Raw genomic sequence first — 15,249 nt, 5'->3', positions numbered from 1 at the left:
AATTAATAGAGCGAGCGGGCGAGCCGTTCGGCCGCCTGGTCGAGATTGAGACCGCTATCCTCTGCGATCAGCGCATAAGCGACCTCGCCGATCTGCCAATAGGCGGCTTCTGCTTTTTCCAGCGTGAGATGACTGACCGGCTTGACCTCGAAGGCGCCCGGACGGACGGCAAAAAGCGACAGTTGCTTTCCATCTGCTTGTTCGATCGCCATCTCGACGCTGGGGCCGAACTCGGACGGGAAGATCTGCACGTCGGCGACCTTCCAATCCCTGGGCAGTTCGGGCATCACGATCGCGGTGGCGGCGCGAATATCGTCGGCGCTATAGGTGGCCGGCGTTTGCGGAGGCATCGATTGGCGCAGAGCCGCCGTCTGATAGGCGCGGACGGCATCCTCGACATAGGCGGGTGCCGGAACGGATGCCGCCACCTCAGTCGCCGAAAAGGCGCCGAAGGAATTGTGCGCCACCCAGCCGGCGGCGATCAGAATGCCGACGGCGGCAACGCGCTGCATGGAATGGAAGATGCGGCCATAGGAAAGGCCACGTTCCAGCCGGCGGGCGGCATCGCGGGTCTCGGGGCGGCCAAAGGCACTTTCGCCGGCCAGTGCCAGACGCAGTTCGCCCCTCACGCTGAGGTCGGCCATGACCTTGGCGGCAATCGCCGGATTCTCGGAAAGATAGGATTCCACCTGGATGCGACGGGCGACATCGAGCTCGCCATCCACATAGGCGTTAAGGTCGGCATCGAGGATCGGATCAACTGCTTTCATTGCCGTTCCCTCCGATTAGTCTCAGATGCGAAACCCGCGGCGTCTTCTCCTCGAATTCGCGCAGTTGCGCGCGCGCGCGGGAAATGCGCGACATCAGCGTCCCCACAGGAATGCCGAGCGCCTGGGCGGCTTCCTGGTAGGAAAGGTCTTCGATTGCGACGAGATGCAGCGCCTCGCGCTGTTCCTCCGGCAGGGCGAAGAAGGCGTCACGCACCTGCTGCAGGCGCACGGCATGTTCCTGGCCGGCCGGCAGCGATTGCTCGGATTCGACAGCCGCTTCATCGTGGCGGCGCGTCAGCGACCGGTTGCGGCGAAGACGATCGATATGGGCATTGTGCAGGATGGAGAGCAGCCAGGTGCGCAGGTTGCCGCCGTTGCGAAAGCTCTTTCGCTTCTCGAAGGCGCGCACCAACGCATCGTGCACCAGATCCTCCGCCTCGTCCGAATTACGCACCAGCGAGCGAGCGTAGCGCCTCAGCGCTGCAAGCTGTCCGATGACGTCGAAGGGGCGTTCTTTGCGTTCCATGATTGAGTATACGCGCGTGCGGCGGGTTTTATTCCCGACGGAACTAAAAAAAGTCAGGGCGGGAAGCCCGTCGCTGGATAGACGTCAAATCCTTCCCCGGCGGAGGAAAGCCTCAAATCAGCGATTGTTTATGACAATTACATGACAGATCATGACGCCGCTGATTTGCAGGGGAATAGAAAGAATGAAAGAAAAGAAGCGGGTCTACGAAGCGCTCGTAGACGGCGCCATGGAAGGGCTGACGGATGACGCGCTCTTTGATTTTGTCAGGGCGCGCTGTCCGAAGGCCACCAGCAAGAAGATCGTCCGGGCCTCGCTTCTCGCCCTGGGCGATCCTCATCTGAAGGACCGCAATATTCTCGACGTGATCTATGCGCTGGCGATCAAGCATCGGCTGGATGATGCCGTGCTCGACGACTGCGAAGATGAGGAGCCCGACGAACCGGCTCCGTCCTCGCAGGCAGCCAACCAGAATATGCCGCCGCTTTCCTGAACAGTCAGCCGCCGTCCGAAAGCTCTTCGAGGATCGGACAGTCCGGCCTGTCGTTGCCGTGGCAGGCATGCACCAGGTGCTCCAGCGTCCGGCGCAGTTCCGTCAGTTCGCGGATCTTTCGGTCGATCTCGGCAAGCTTGGTCTGAGCGATATCCTTTACATCGATGCTCGCCCGGTCCTTGTCCTCATAGAGCGCCAGCAATTGCCGGCATTCCTCGACGGAAAAGCCGAGACCGCGCGAACGCTGCAGGAAGCGCAGCTTGTGGACGTCGGTTGCGGCATAGTCGCGATAGCCGTTTCCGCCCCTTTCGGGGCGGATGAGGCCGATATCCTCGTAGTAGCGGATGGTCTTCGAAGGCAGACCGGTTCGTTCCGATGCTTCGCCGATATTCATCGCCATCTCCTATAGTTTTGCAAAGCGCAGTCTCAGCGCATTTGATATCACCGAGACGGACGAGAGGCTCATCGCCGCCGCGGCGATCATCGGCGAAAGCAGCAGCCCGAAGATCGGGTAGAGTACGCCGGCCGCGATCGGCACGCCGAGCGCATTGTAGCCGAAGGCGAAGCCGAGATTCTGCCGGATATTTTGCATCGTCGCCTCCGCCAACCGTCGTGCCCTGACGATGCCGTTCAGGTCGCCCTTCACCAATGTGATGCCGGCGCTTTCCATCGCGACGTCGGCGCCGGTACCCATGGCGATGCCGACATCGGCGGCGGCGAGCGCCGGCGCGTCGTTGACGCCATCGCCGGCCATGGCGATGATGGCGCCCTTGGCACGCAACTCGTCGATCAGCGCCTTCTTGCCTTCCGGAAGCACATCGGCGCGGACCTCGTCAATGCCGAGACTTTTTGCCACCGCGCGCGCCGTGCGCTCGTTGTCGCCGGTCGCCATGATGATCTTCAGACCGCTCTCGTGCAGTGCCTTGATGGCGGCTGCCGTTGTCGGCTTGATGCGGTCGGCAACGGCGACGAGACCGGCAAGTGCGCCGTCGAACACCACGAACATCACCGTCTTGCCGTCGCCGCGCAGGGCTTCGGTCTTCTCGGCAAGGACCGCTGGATCGATGCCGAGATCGGTAAGCATCGCCGCATTGCCGAGCGCGACCGTCGTGCCGCCGGCACGGCCCTGAACGCCCTTGCCGGTCTTTGCCTCGAAACCGGTGACCTCGACGAAGGGGACACCGCGCTCCTCGGCGCCGGAAACGATCGCTTCGGCCAGCGGATGTTCGGAGCCGCGCTCCAGGCTTGCCGCCAGCGACAGCAGCCGATTTTCCCCGACCCCGCCGAAGCTGACGATGTCGGTAAGCTTCGGCTTTCCCTCCGTCAGCGTACCGGTCTTGTCGACGATCAGCGTGTCGACTTTGGAAAAGCGCTCCAGGGCTTCGGCGTCCTTGATCAGCACACCTTCCTGCGCCCCGCGCCCCGTCGCGATCATGATCGACATCGGCGTCGCAAGGCCGAGCGCACAAGGGCAGGCGATGATCAGAACGGCAACGGCGGCAAGCAGACCATTCGCCATGCGCGGCTCCGGACCGATCGCGGCCCAGACGAGGAAGGCGAGGATGGCGGCGGCGACCACCGCCGGCACGAAGATGGCCGACACCCGGTCGACCGCGCCCTGGATCGGCGCCCGCGAGCGTTGCGCCTTGGCCACCATGTCGACGATACGCGACAGCACCGTGTCTGCGCCGACCTTCTCTGCGGTCATGACGAAGGTGCCGTTCTTGTTGATCGTGCCGCCGGTCAGCGGGTCGCCCTTCGACTTCTCCAGCGGCAGGGGCTCACCTGATATCATCGATTCATCGACCGTCGACTGGCCTTCGAGAACGGAGCCGTCCACCGGCACCCGCTCGCCGGGGCGAACGCGCAGCCGGTCACCAGGCTGGATATCGTCCACCGGCACGTCGCTCTCGCGATCACCGGCATCAATGCGCCTTGCCGTCTTCGGCGCAAGGTCGAGCAAGGCGCGGATTGCCGAGCCGGTGCGTTCGCGCGCTTTCAATTCCAGCACCTGACCGACGAAGACGAGCGCGACGATGACGGCCGCCGCCTCGAAATAGACAGGCACGGCCGCGCCATGGCCATGGAAGCTCATCGGGAAGATGCCTGGTAAAAGCGTGGCGACGACGCTGTAGACATAGGCGGTGCCGACGCCGAGACCGATCAGCGTCCACATATTCGGGCTGCGGTTGACGACAGACGCCCATGCGCGGCGGAAGAAGGGCAGGGCCGCCCAGAGCACCACCGGCGTTGCCAGCAGCAGCTCGATGTAGGTCGCTTGCGGCTCGCCGATCGCTTCCCGGAGCGGCAGACCGAGCATCGGCCCCATGCTGAGCGCCAGCAACGGTATGGCGAGAATGGCGCTGACCCAGAGCCGCCTGACGAAATCGACGAGTTCCGGGTTCGGGCCTTCGTCATCAGGCGGAATGCCCATCGGCTCCAGCGCCATGCCGCATTTCGGGCAGTCGCCCGGACGATCGCTGACGACCTCAGGGTGCATCGGGCAGGTATAGAGCGTGCCCTTTGGCGCCGGCTTTGCCGGCGGGCGGCTGCCGTCGCGATAGGCTGAGGGGTCGGCTTCGAACTTCGCTTGGCAAACGGCCGAGCAGAAGTAGAATTTTTCGCCCTCGTGTTTCAGAAAGTGTTTCGCCGTCGAGCGATCGACGGTCATGCCGCAGACGGGGTCCTTCGCACTCAGGTAATCCTCAGGTGCCGCCGTAAACTTCGTCCGGCAGCCCTCGGAGCAGAAATGATAGGTGCGGCCGTCATGATCGAGCGAGGGCTTGCCGGCCTGTGGATCGACAGTCATGCCGCAGACAGGATCACGGATCATGGCGCTGACAGCCTTCTCCTGTTCATGGCCGCAATGGCAATGATCGTCGCCGTCGGGGTGGCCGTGAGGGTGATCGTGTTCGTGCTTGATATCCATGACTATCTCCTGGTCCCGGGGGCCGTTGGATAGGCTTATCCACCTTCCAGCGACTGGAAGGTCAAGCATTATTTTCATGGATATGATCTTTGCGTCGGCTGATTTTCAGATCGGGGTGATCAGCCCGACCGGCTGGCTCCCGAGCAGGGTGGCGACCGAAATGCTGCCCCCGGGCTCCACCGTCTTTCCGGTCAGCAGATCGGCCTTCAGACCGTGAAGCGGGGAGGGGACTGCAATTGCCGTATCCTCCCAGAATTCCGGGCCGGCAAAGAGCACGCCGGGGTCAAGCCAGCCGAACATCAGCCGGGGCGCCGCGATGATTGCGATGTCATCCTTATGCACCCGGGCAAAAGCAAGCACATGGTCGCGTCGGGCGCCCGTCACCTTCAGCGGCAGATAGTCGCCTCTGGCAAAGAGTTCCGCCTGCCGCTGACGCAGCTGCAGGCCGATCCCGACGAGGCGCTGCTTCAGCGCCGCCGCCTGCAGCTTGGCGATCGGCCCGGCTTCATCGAGCCAGGCCGTCAGCCGCTCATGATCGACCGGCCGGCGGTTGTCGGGATCGACGAGGCTGAAATCGAAACCCTCCGCACCTTGGTAGATATCGGGAATGCCGGGGGCCGTCAGCTTGAGCAGCGTCTGCGACAGGCTGTTGAGGTAACCCGCCGCGATGAAAGGCTGCAGCACCCTTTCGAAATCCTCGAGAAAGACGTCATTGTCAGGCGAGACCAGCGCCGCGGCATAGGTGGTGACCGCTTCCTCGTAGGCGGTATCCTGCTCTGTCCAGTCGCTGCGCAGTTTCGCCTCTCGTACCGCCTTGAGCGCGTAATCGGTGAAGCGTTCGCGCAGTTCTTCTGTCTGTCCTCTGTCGAAATCCTCCGGCCAGATCCCGGCCAGCGCCTGATAGAGCATCCATTCGACATTTGGTTCCGGCGCGGCACCCTCGGGCAGATCCTTCAGCCACGGCCGGTTCATCTCGCGCCAACGCTCGACCGCCTGTGCAAATACATCCGCGCCCTCGCTCAGCGCATAAAGCCTTGCCCGCGCATCCTCGCCGCGTTTGGTGTCGTGGGTGGCGCTTGCCGAAAGCCCATGCGGCTGCAGCCGCGCCCGCTCGGCCATGCGGCGGTGGAATTCCTCCGGGCCGCCAGGCGCCTTGCCCGGTTCGCCGCCGACTTCGTTTGCGGCAAGCAGCCTGTTATAGCGATAAAACAGCGTATCCTCTGTCGCTTTCGCCATCACCGGCCCGCTCAATTGCTGGAAGCGGATACGGAACTCGTGGGCCGCGTCACCTTTGGCCTTGCCTTCGAGAAGCTTCAGCACATGGTCGCAGGCACGCCGATCGTCGAGCCGCGCCATGGCTTGCGATGCCGTGACGGCAAGCACTGCTGAATCCTGCCAGGAAAGCGGGCCGCCGTCGCCATAGGTGCGGTAGACGGGAAAGGTGATCAGCAGTTCACTGAGGGCGGTGGCGATCTCGTCTCTTTTTAGCTCGGGAAAGATGCCTGTCGCGATCGACACCAGCCTGTCGGTCTCGCCGGCGAAATTGCGTTCGACCATCAGTCGCTTGGCAATTCGCCGGCCCTCCTCGAGATCACCCGTGTCGGCGGCGATGCTGCGATAGGCATCGTCCAATATGCGCAGGCCGCCGCCGTCGATGAACAGCTCGCTCAGGGCAGCGATGAATTCATATCCCGTGGTGCCGGCGATCGGCCAGCTTTCCGGCAGGACCTCACCGGCTCCCAGGATCTTTTCGACGACGATATAGGTGTCTGGTCCCGCCGCCTCCCGCAGCCTGTCGAGATAGGCCTTGGGTTCGGCGAGCCCGTCGACATGGTCGATGCGCAGGCCCTGGACCTTGCCATGGCGCACCAGCTCGATCACCAGCCGATGCATGTCCTCGAACACGGCGGGATCTTCGACGCGTGTGCCGACCAGTCCGGTCACCTCGAAAAAACGGCGATAGCTCAGATGTCGTGCCGCCGCCTTCCAGTGCGTCAGCCGCCAATGCTGTGCCTCATGCAGGCTTCTCATGAAATCGCGATCGGCCGAGACGTCATCGAGTTTTTGCTCAAGGACTGCCCGATCGCCGCCTTCGAAGAGGATGTCTCGCATCGCACGGTTGAAGTTGTCGCCGGAGGTCACGGCCGCCGCCTCCGCCATCCTGATTGCCACCGGATCGTCGAGCCGGTTGGCAATCGCTCCGTAACTCCCGGGGTTCAGCGGCAGCAGCGTCTCGAAATAACGGAACGCGAAGTTGCCAAGCGTTTCGTCGAGTGCGATGCGCAGCTCGCCGTCGGCCAGCGCGCGATCGAAATCCTGGCCGAGCTGCGGCAGGGTCAGCGGCTCGCACCAGTCGATGTCGAAGTGGCGGAAATAGGTGCTCTGCCGGCCGAATGTCAGCACGTCGCGCCACCAGCCGTTTTCCGGCGAGGCTGCCATGTGGTTCGGCACGATGTCGAGGATCAGCCCCATGCCCGCCGAGGCAAGACTTTCCGTCAGCCGGTCGAATCCGGCCCGGCCGCCGAGCGCCGGGTCGATTTCGTTGGCGTCGGTGACGTCATAGCCGTGGGTCGAGCCGCTGACGGCGGTGAAGATCGGCGAGGCATAGAGGTGGCTGATGCCGAGTGTCTTGAGATAGGGGACGAGCCCGCGGGCGCGATCAAAGGTCATGCCGTTGCGGAATTGTATCCGGTAGGTCGCTGTCGGAAGTGTCATGGGGCCTTCTGACGTTGGAAGGAGATTGTCCCCAACGGTTGCAGCGCGGCTTTTGTTCCCTTACTGCGCCCGCGTGTCTTTTCAGACGCGCAAAGAACGATGCTTCAGTCGATGAAAACGCCGACGCTTGCGGCGCGTCCGGCCGAGTCGATAACGGTCAGTTTCGAGTAGCCGCCGCCATCAGGCAGCCATTGCTGGATGCGCCGGCGGGAGAGGTCGGGCAGCGGCTTGCCGTTGGCAAGCCAGCGGAAGGGCGCGCGACCGCCCTGGAGCTTCAGCATCAGCGGTGACAGGTTGCCTTGCCCAGCGCCGAGATCGACATGCGCGCCCTCGGGCGGATAGATGATCTGCGGCGCGGCCTCGCGGCCGGAGGTGAGCAGGCCGCTGGCATTGAGGGCGAAACGCCGCTGGCTGATCGGCAGCTCGGACTGGGCGATGCGTACGGCGCCTGCAGGCGGGCGGGGCAGCGGCGTCGTCGCGATGCCTGACTTGGCGAACCCTTCAAAGAGGATGGGCGCGGCGGTACCATAGCCCGTCAATCCCGGCACGGCGCTATTGTCAGGTCGTCCGACCCAGACGCCGAGCACATAGCGCCCGTCATAGCCGACCGACCAGGCGTCGCGATAGCCATAGCTCGTGCCCGTCTTGTAGGCGATGCCGCGTTGCGGCGCGCCGGCGGGGGGAATGACGCCGGAGAGAATATCGGCGACGTTCCAGACCGCGACCGGCTCCAGCAGCGGTTCGCCGTCGAGCTTGCCCGGTGCGCCGGTGACGCCGTCGCCGAGCCTTGCCGGCTGGCCGCGATTGGCGAGCGCCGTATAGAGCTGCACCAGATCCTTCAGGGTGATGCCGACGCCGCCAAGCCCGATCGCAAGCCCCGGCGTCTCATTCGGCGGCAGGACCGGGCGTACCTCGGCGCGGCGGAAGCGCGCCATCAGCCGTGACGGCCCGACGGCATCGAGCAGCTTGACGGCCGGCACATTCAGCGAAAGCTGCAGCGCCTCGCGCACGGTGACGTCGCCCTGATAGCTCATGTCGAAATTGCGCGGCCGGTAGCCGAAGAAATCGGCGGGCCGGTCTTCGATGATCGTCTCCTGCGATACCAGGCCCTGCTCGAAGGCCAGCCCATAGATGAAGGGCTTCAGCGTCGAGCCCGGCGAGCGGTTGACGCGCGTCATGTCGATCCAGCCGGAGCGGCTGGCGTCGAAATAATCGGCCGAGCCGACCTCGCCGACGATCGCGCCCGTCTGCGCATCCGCCATCACCATGGCAAGCGAGAGCTTCGGCCCGAGCTTGAATGCCGCTGCCCGCGCAACCGCCTCCAGCCCCTGCTGCACCTGCTTCTTCAGTGTCGTCTGGTGCTTGAGGACCGTCGGCTCCTTGCGCAGTGCTGCTTCGGCGACATGGGCGGCAAGGGCCGGCAATTGCATGCGCTGGGGCGGGACCGCGACGCCTTCGGCCCGTTCCGCTTCGCCGTCACCAACGGCTCTGGCGACCGCCACCCGGTCGAGCACGCGCTTGCGTGCGGCCTCGGCTGCCTTGAGATTGCGATCCGGCCGGCGCCGTTCCGGCAATTGCGGCAGGGCGACGAGCAGCGCTGCCTCGGCGACCGCCAGGCGCCGCGGTTCCTTGCCGAAATAGGCAAGGCTTGCGGCGCGCACGCCTTCCAGATTGCCGCCATAGGGCGCGTGCGTCAGATAGAGGTCGAGGATCTCTTCCTTCGACAGCCGGCGTTCGATCTGCACGGCGCGCACCAGTTGCAGCAGTTTTGCCGAAAGCGAGCGTCCTTCGCGCGGCTCGATCAGCCGCGCCACCTGCATCGAAAGCGTCGAGGCGCCGGAGACGATACGGCCGTTGCTGACCAGTTGCACGGCAGCGCGCCCGAGCGCCCAGAGGTCGACGCCGCCGTGTTCGTAGAAACGCTGGTCCTCATAGGCGATCAGCATGCGCAGGAATTGCGGATCGACGTCGGAGACCGCCGTCGTCAGCCGCCAGCGGCCTTCCGACGTCGCAAACGCGCGCAACAATTGTCCGTCGGCATCGAGCACCTCGGCGGAGACGGCATTCGCCCTGTCGAGCGGCGGCGGAAAGGCCTTGTCGGCGGCATCGAGCGCAAAGAGAGCCGCGCCGGCAAGAACGATGCCGGCTGCGGACCCGATCGCAAACTTGTGCCACCGCCTCATTATTGCGCCGTCACGACCTCCATCTTGCCGGTTGCCGTGCGGGCCGAAAGCTCCGGCCGGTACATGTCCTCGACGTTTGCGGCCGGATGGTCGTAGCTGCCGGGGGTAACCGCGCGCACGACATAGGCGACGTTGAATTCGCGCTCGTCGCCTTCTGCGCGGTTGAAGGCGGCAACGAAGCGGTCGTAGCGGAATTCGGTATGGGCGGCGGAGATCTCTCCGATCCAGTCGAAATTCGTCATCTGCGCGCTGTCGACGAGGTTCGGATTGTCGATCTCGAAGCCGGCCGGCAAAAGATCGGTGATGACGATGCGCGAAGGCCAGGCGTTGGTTTCGCGCACATGGATGACGACGACGTAGCGCTCGTTCTGCTTCGCCTCGCTGACATTCGCCTCTTCGCCGTCGAGTGTGTAATAGGTGCGCTCGATGGTGAAGCCGTCGCCGCCGGCCGGCAACGGCACGGTGGGCGCGGCAACCGTGGTGACGACGGCCGAAACCGCGTCACCCGTCTGGTTGGTCAGCGTCAGCGGATGGTCGCTCAGCGCATCGCCGGATATCTTCGCCATATAGGCACCGGTATGCGGCGCGCCGTTGACATCGACCTTGAGGCCGTCGTCACCGCCCTGGATGGCGCGGGCGGCAAGCAGCATCCAGGCCTCTTCCTGGGTGCTCTTATATTTGCTGCGACCCCATTCCTTGGTGACGGCCTTGGCAAGCTCCGGGATGACAGGCGGCACCGGCCGGCTTTCGGCGGCGAGCGCCAGGATCGCCGCGCCGTCGCGCAGGATCGTGCCGTAGTCGGTGCGCGACAGGTTCACGCGTGACACCATCGACTGCTCCGACATCTGCAGCGCATCGAGGAAGATGGTCTTTGAACGCTGCGCATCGCCGTAGAGCGCCAGTGCGGCGGCGATATGCGCCTTGGCGAGCGGCGTCGGGAAGTCGTTGATCATCGTATCGGCATAGTAGCGCAGATCGCTGATTGCAGCCTTCTTGTTGCGGGCGAGCACGTAGACGGCATAGGCGATCTGGTCGCCCTGGCCCTTGATGTCGGTGGTGTAGGACAACGTGTTCTGCAGGTTTTCGAGCGCCTGCACGAAAGCCCTTTCCGGCACGTCGTATTTCATTTCGCGGGCCCGCGTCAGGAAATCGGTGACGTAGGAATCGAGCCAGACATCGCCCGAATCCGGTCCCCAGAGACCGAAGCTTCCGGCCGAGGCCTGATAGGAGAGTACGCGGTAGATCGCATCCTGGACGCGCTTCTTCACATCGTCGTCGTTTTCCATGCCCGCCTGCTTCGCCACTTCGGCGAGGTAGAGCAGCGGCAGCGCCCGGCTGGTGGTCTGCTCGGCGCAGCCGAAGGGATAGCGGTCGAGCGTCATCAGCAGGGCTGGGATATCGAAGGCAGCCGAACGGGTGACGTTGACGCTGATTGCGGCGCCGGGCAGCACGCTGTCGGCGAGCAGGTTCTTGTCGATGGTGAGCTTTGCCCCCGGCTTCAGCGCCAGCACCCTGCGTTCGGTAATCGGCAAGGAGGCCGGGCGCACCGGCACGTCGACCGTCTGGTCGAGCGAAAGACCGGAAGCGTCGGAGAGGTTGATCGAGACGCTGCCGGCGCCCGGCTGTTTGCCGATGAGCGAAAGCGTCAGCTCGGATTTCGCACCGGCCTCGAGACGGATCGTCTGCGAGGCGGAGGCTTCATCGATGCCGACCGCATCATTGCCGGTCAGCTGCAGTTTGTAATCGCCGGCCGGCGCATCGGTATTGGCGATGTCGAGGCGCAGATTGGCCTTGTCGCCGGGGGCGAGGAACTTCGGCAGGCTTGCGGTCACCACGACAGGATCGCGGATGATGACATCCTTGACGCCATGGCCGACGCCTGATTTCGACCAGGCGACCGCCATGACGCGCGCCGTGCCGTTGAACTGGGGAATGTCGAAGGAGACATTGGCCTTGCCTTCGGCGTCGAGCTTCACCGGCCCGGAGAAGAAGGCGACGAGCTTCTGCGTCGGCGGGCTTGCCTGCAGTGCCACGGCACCGCCATCGCCGCCGGTCCGGAGCTTGCCGGTGGCGCCGAGCGACCCGTCGATCAGGCGGCCATAGAGGTCGCGGATTTCAAGCCCGAGCTGGCGCTGGCCGAAATACCAGTCCTCCGGATTCGGCGGTTCGTAGCGCGTCAGGTTGAGAATGCCGACATCGACGGCAGCAACCGTTACATAGGCATCCTCGTTGGCGCCGGCGCCCGCCACCTGCAGGCCGATATTCAACGGTCCCCGCGGCAGCATCTTTTCGGGTGTTGCGAGCGTCACCTGCAGCGCCCGCTGTTCAGGATCGACTTTCAGCCATTTGATTCCGATCGAGCGCATCGGCATGTGGCTGTCCTGCGCGTCGCCGGGGCGGAAGAGCGTGGCGGTCACGTAGGCACCGGCACCCCAGTCTGATGTAACGGGGATGTCGACCTCGCCGCCGGTCTCGCCGATCGTGGCGTTCTGTACGGCGACCAGCTTTTCGGTTCCGGCCGTCACCATCAGCTCGCCGCCATAGCGCGAGGTGACTTTGAGCTTGGCGGTTTCGCCGATCTTGTAGCTGTCCTTGTCGAGGGCGATTTCCAGCCCGTCGGGCGTTTCGGTCGAGGTCGAGGTCACGAACCAGCCGGCGTCGAATTCGACGCTGGAAGTCGGGCCGTCGGCATCGGCGCTTTCCACTTCGAGACGATAGCGGCCCCAGGTCACCGGCACGGAGATCTTGCCGCCGTCCATCGTCGCGTCGACACTGCCGTTGGAGACCTGCTCGGCGGTGTAAACAGGCTCGTATTTCCAGGCCGTTCCCTCGCGATACCACTGATATTCGCGGTTGAGGCTGTAGAATTTCCAGCGCAGGCCCTTTGTCTCCTGCTTCTGTCCATCGGCCTTGACGCTGATCACCGTGAAGTTGGCGATCGCGTTCTCCGGCAGATCGTCGGAAAATTCCGGCTTGATGCCGATCGAAGCGCCCTGGTTCTTCACCGGAATGGTCAAGGAGCGCTCGATGGCGCGGCCACCCGCCTCCTGCATGCGCATATAGACGGTGGCGTTGAGCAACTGTGTCGTTGCCGGCAGGTCGCTGATGGTCAGGTCGGTCGAGGCTTCGCCGTTCTCGTCGAGTTCCGGCAGGCCGTCGATCGGCAGGCGCGAATCCTCGCTCGCTTCTTCGTCGGCGAGGCCGAAGAGGAAGCCCTTGTAGGCCGCACTCTCGCGCGTCGGCTTGACGACGACGTCGCCTTCGAGCGTCAGGCCGGCGGCCGGGGCGCCGTAGAGATATTTGCCGGAAACCGTAATCGTCGCTGGCGTGTCCGGACCGACTTCCTTGGCCTCGGTCTTGATCTCCATGTCGGTTCGATCGGGGACGAAATCGTCGACGAGGAAACTCTTGGTGGCGATCGCGCTGCCTTTGGGATCGGTATAGATGTTCATCGTCCAGGTGCCGCGCATGGCGTTTTCCTGGGTCGGGAAATCGATGGTATAGCCGCCGAGATTGCTGGTCTGGCTGACGATCCGCCGGTCTTCGACACCATCTGGACGGCTGAAGATGAAGGTGAGCGGCAGGTTGTCGATGGCGTTGCCGTCGGTGTCGCGGGCAAGTGCCTGGGCATGCACCGTCTCGCCGGCGCGGTAGATGCCGCGTTCGGTAAACGTCAGCACGTCGATCGCGCCGGGTGCGGCACGGCCCGTCACGCCACGGTCGGAGAGGTCGAAGCCGGCGCGCGTCATGTCGAGGAAGACATAGTCCGACGTGCCGTTTTTGGCGGTGATGACGGCCGGCGTCAGCGCCGCCGTGCCGCGGATCAGGCCGGCGGTGAAGGTGGCGCGGCCGTTTTCGTCGGTGGTCGCAGTGCCGAGCACCTCATTGTTCTTGGCGAGCAGCTGCAGTTCGACGCCGGATATCGGCTTTGCCGAGGCGAGCGAGCGAGTGAAGACGTTGAGGCCATCAGTGCCGGCATAGGTGGTGACACCGATATCGGAGACCAGGAACCATTGCGTCGCCTGCGAATCCCAGTCCTGCGCGGGGCCGTTTGCCGCCGTTGCGGTCATCACGTAAATGCCGGGCTTGCGCTCGGGCAGCGCCTCATCGACCGGAAAACTGGTGACGATGTCCTTGTTGAGCTCATTGGCGATGTCGATCGAGCCCTGCCAGACGAGTTCGCCGCTCTGGTCCTCAATGTTCTGGGCGCTGTAGCCGTCGAGCTGGGTCAGGAACTGCGAATTGGTCAGCAGCGGCGCGATGGCGCGATCGCCGATGCGGTAGAGTTTGAGGTTCGCCGACGTCATGTTGACGGAAACGATCGGGATGCCGCGGCGCGCCGTCGAGGGCAGCACGAAGCTGTCACCGGTGAACCGCACCATCTGGCTGCGGTCCTTGATGTAGACGTCGACGCTGACAGGCGCTTCCAGAACTTCATCGACGGCGGATGGCAGGCCGGTCCGGAAGGCGATCTTGTAGGTCTCGCCATGCGTCAGCCCCTCGACGCAGATCTGCTTGTCCTTGGTTTCGAGCGCCTTTGGTGCTTCGCCGTTCAGCGTCACGAAGGGCGTGTAGTCGGTGGTTTTGACCAGCGCCTCGGAGAAGGTGACGCAGGCACGCGGCGTGGCGCTGTCGGCATCGACAGTGTGTTCGGTGATGCGGAAGCCCTGCGTCGATTTCAGCTGCAGGTAGGCGGCCTGCACATCCTTGGCGCCGACAAGCGCCAGGCTCGCCTTATAGGCGTCGAGCGCCGGGCGGTAGTTGGCATTCCGCTCCAGCGCAGTGGCGAGCACGGCCAAGGCCTCGGCGCGTTTGGCGGTGGTGCGCGTCAGCTCGTAGCCGTTCAGCGCGTCGAGCACGGCCTGGCCGGTCGTGTTGCTTTCGGCGCTGCCAAGCGACGCTGCGGCGCGGGCGGTTTCGAGCCAGAGATCGGCATCGTCGGGCGTGATCGACAGCGCACCGTGGAAGGACTTCAGCGCGTCGGCCAGGTTGTTGGCAGTGAGGTCGATGCGGGCATTGGCCGTCAGGCTGTCGACGCCCTGGCCCTGCTGGTCGTCAGCGAGTTCGAGATTGTCCTTGAAATCATGGGCCTGCTGGATGAGGTCGCTGGTCAGGAAGGTGAGGCGCGGCGCAGCCCCGATATCCGGCTCCTGCTGGCCGGCCGTTTCGACGATCTTGCCGGCGATGGCGCCGGGGAAGGCGTTCATCGTCTTGAAATCGGATTTCAGGAAGCACCATTTCACCTTGGGATTGTAGGTGAAGGCCTTGCAGCTCTTGTCGCCGATGCAGGAGGTTTTGCACTGATCGAGCGAGACGTTCTGTTCGGTGCGAAGATCGAAGCCGAAGAAATCGGCGTCCTTGATTGTCTGGATGTCGCGCTTAGTGTCCGCAGCAACGGCGGGAAAGCTGATGGCGATCGTGGAAAATGCGATTGTCGCGAAAGCGAAGAACGAGCGCACGGACATAGGTTCCCCCCGGAAATGCTGGCTCTGACCGGCGGCACTCTCCTCACTCCTCGCGAGATTGTCAACTCAAGTTGAGCGCTGTTTCATGTTCGCACAGGCGCTTTCGTCTGGCTGTCACATCGGCGTGAGTGACCGCCTTGTGATTTGCGACTTTTGCAAGGATGAGCA

8 protein-coding genes are annotated in these 15,249 nt (G+C 64.0%); 1 reads left to right on the top strand and 7 read right to left on the bottom strand.

The window, feature by feature from the left end:
• Positions 1-2 precede the first annotated feature (2 nt).
• Both C3Y91_RS04055 and C3Y91_RS04050 read right to left on the bottom strand, forming a co-directional pair.
• The gene (locus tag C3Y91_RS04055) at positions 3-770 is read right to left on the bottom strand and encodes an anti-sigma factor family protein (RefSeq protein ID WP_168575048.1); all 768 of its coding nucleotides are present in this window, start codon (positions 768-770) and stop codon (positions 3-5) included.
• Complete coding sequence (locus C3Y91_RS04050) at positions 757-1,296, bottom strand: sigma-70 family RNA polymerase sigma factor (RefSeq protein ID WP_168575047.1); 540 nt, start codon at positions 1,294-1,296, stop codon at positions 757-759. The genes C3Y91_RS04055 and C3Y91_RS04050 overlap by 14 nt, the downstream gene beginning before the upstream one ends.
• 184 nt (positions 1,297-1,480) lie before the next feature.
• Between C3Y91_RS04050 and C3Y91_RS04045 the strand changes: the two genes are divergently transcribed.
• Positions 1,481-1,789: a hypothetical protein gene (locus C3Y91_RS04045; protein WP_018494456.1), complete on the top strand. Its 309-nt coding sequence runs from the start codon at positions 1,481-1,483 to the stop codon at positions 1,787-1,789.
• 4 nt (positions 1,790-1,793) lie between these two features.
• Here C3Y91_RS04045 and cueR read toward each other — a convergent pair whose 3' ends face one another.
• The 5 genes from cueR to C3Y91_RS04020 all read right to left on the bottom strand — a co-directional run bounded on the left by cueR (position 1,794) and on the right by C3Y91_RS04020 (position 15,081).
• Positions 1,794-2,183 (bottom strand): Cu(I)-responsive transcriptional regulator, encoded by a 390-nt coding sequence (gene cueR / locus C3Y91_RS04040; protein ID WP_018494455.1) that lies wholly within the window; start codon positions 2,181-2,183, stop codon positions 1,794-1,796.
• 9 nt (positions 2,184-2,192) lie between these two features.
• A complete protein-coding gene (locus C3Y91_RS04035) occupies positions 2,193-4,718 on the bottom strand; it encodes a heavy metal translocating P-type ATPase (RefSeq protein WP_168575046.1) in 2,526 nt (841 codons plus the stop codon).
• Positions 4,719-4,823: 105 nt separating this feature from the next.
• On the bottom strand, positions 4,824-7,433 hold the full coding sequence (gene treY / locus C3Y91_RS04030) for a malto-oligosyltrehalose synthase (RefSeq protein ID WP_168575045.1): 2,610 nt from the start codon (positions 7,431-7,433) through the stop codon (positions 4,824-4,826).
• A gap of 104 nt (positions 7,434-7,537) precedes the next feature.
• The gene (pbpC, locus tag C3Y91_RS04025; RefSeq protein WP_168575044.1) at positions 7,538-9,616 is read right to left on the bottom strand and encodes a penicillin-binding protein 1C; all 2,079 of its coding nucleotides are present in this window, start codon (positions 9,614-9,616) and stop codon (positions 7,538-7,540) included.
• Positions 9,616-15,081 (bottom strand): alpha-2-macroglobulin family protein, encoded by a 5,466-nt coding sequence (locus C3Y91_RS04020; RefSeq protein ID WP_168575043.1) that lies wholly within the window; start codon positions 15,079-15,081, stop codon positions 9,616-9,618. Before C3Y91_RS04020 ends, pbpC begins: the two co-directional genes overlap by 1 nt.
• Between the last annotated feature and the right edge of the window lie 168 nt (positions 15,082-15,249).

Source organism: Rhizobium ruizarguesonis (assembly GCF_012349115.1).
GTDB lineage: Bacteria > Pseudomonadota > Alphaproteobacteria > Rhizobiales > Rhizobiaceae > Rhizobium > Rhizobium ruizarguesonis.
The sequence above is the reverse complement of the archived record's forward strand: the minus strand, read 5'-3'. Positions and strand labels throughout refer to the sequence as shown.

Coding starts and splice junctions, on each gene's coding strand:
- C3Y91_RS04055 (WP_168575048.1), bottom strand. CDS start 770: ATGAAAGCAGTTGATCCGATCCTCGATGCCGACCTTAACGCCTATGTG.
- C3Y91_RS04050 (WP_168575047.1), bottom strand. CDS start 1,296: ATGGAACGCAAAGAACGCCCCTTCGACGTCATCGGACAGCTTGCAGCG.
- C3Y91_RS04045 (WP_018494456.1), top strand. CDS start 1,481: ATGAAAGAAAAGAAGCGGGTCTACGAAGCGCTCGTAGACGGCGCCATG.
- cueR (WP_018494455.1), bottom strand. CDS start 2,183: ATGAATATCGGCGAAGCATCGGAACGAACCGGTCTGCCTTCGAAGACC.
- C3Y91_RS04035 (WP_168575046.1), bottom strand. CDS start 4,718: ATGGATATCAAGCACGAACACGATCACCCTCACGGCCACCCCGACGGC.
- treY (WP_168575045.1), bottom strand. CDS start 7,433: ATGACACTTCCGACAGCGACCTACCGGATACAATTCCGCAACGGCATG.
- pbpC (WP_168575044.1), bottom strand. CDS start 9,616: ATGAGGCGGTGGCACAAGTTTGCGATCGGGTCCGCAGCCGGCATCGTT.
- C3Y91_RS04020 (WP_168575043.1), bottom strand. CDS start 15,081: ATGTCCGTGCGCTCGTTCTTCGCTTTCGCGACAATCGCATTTTCCACG.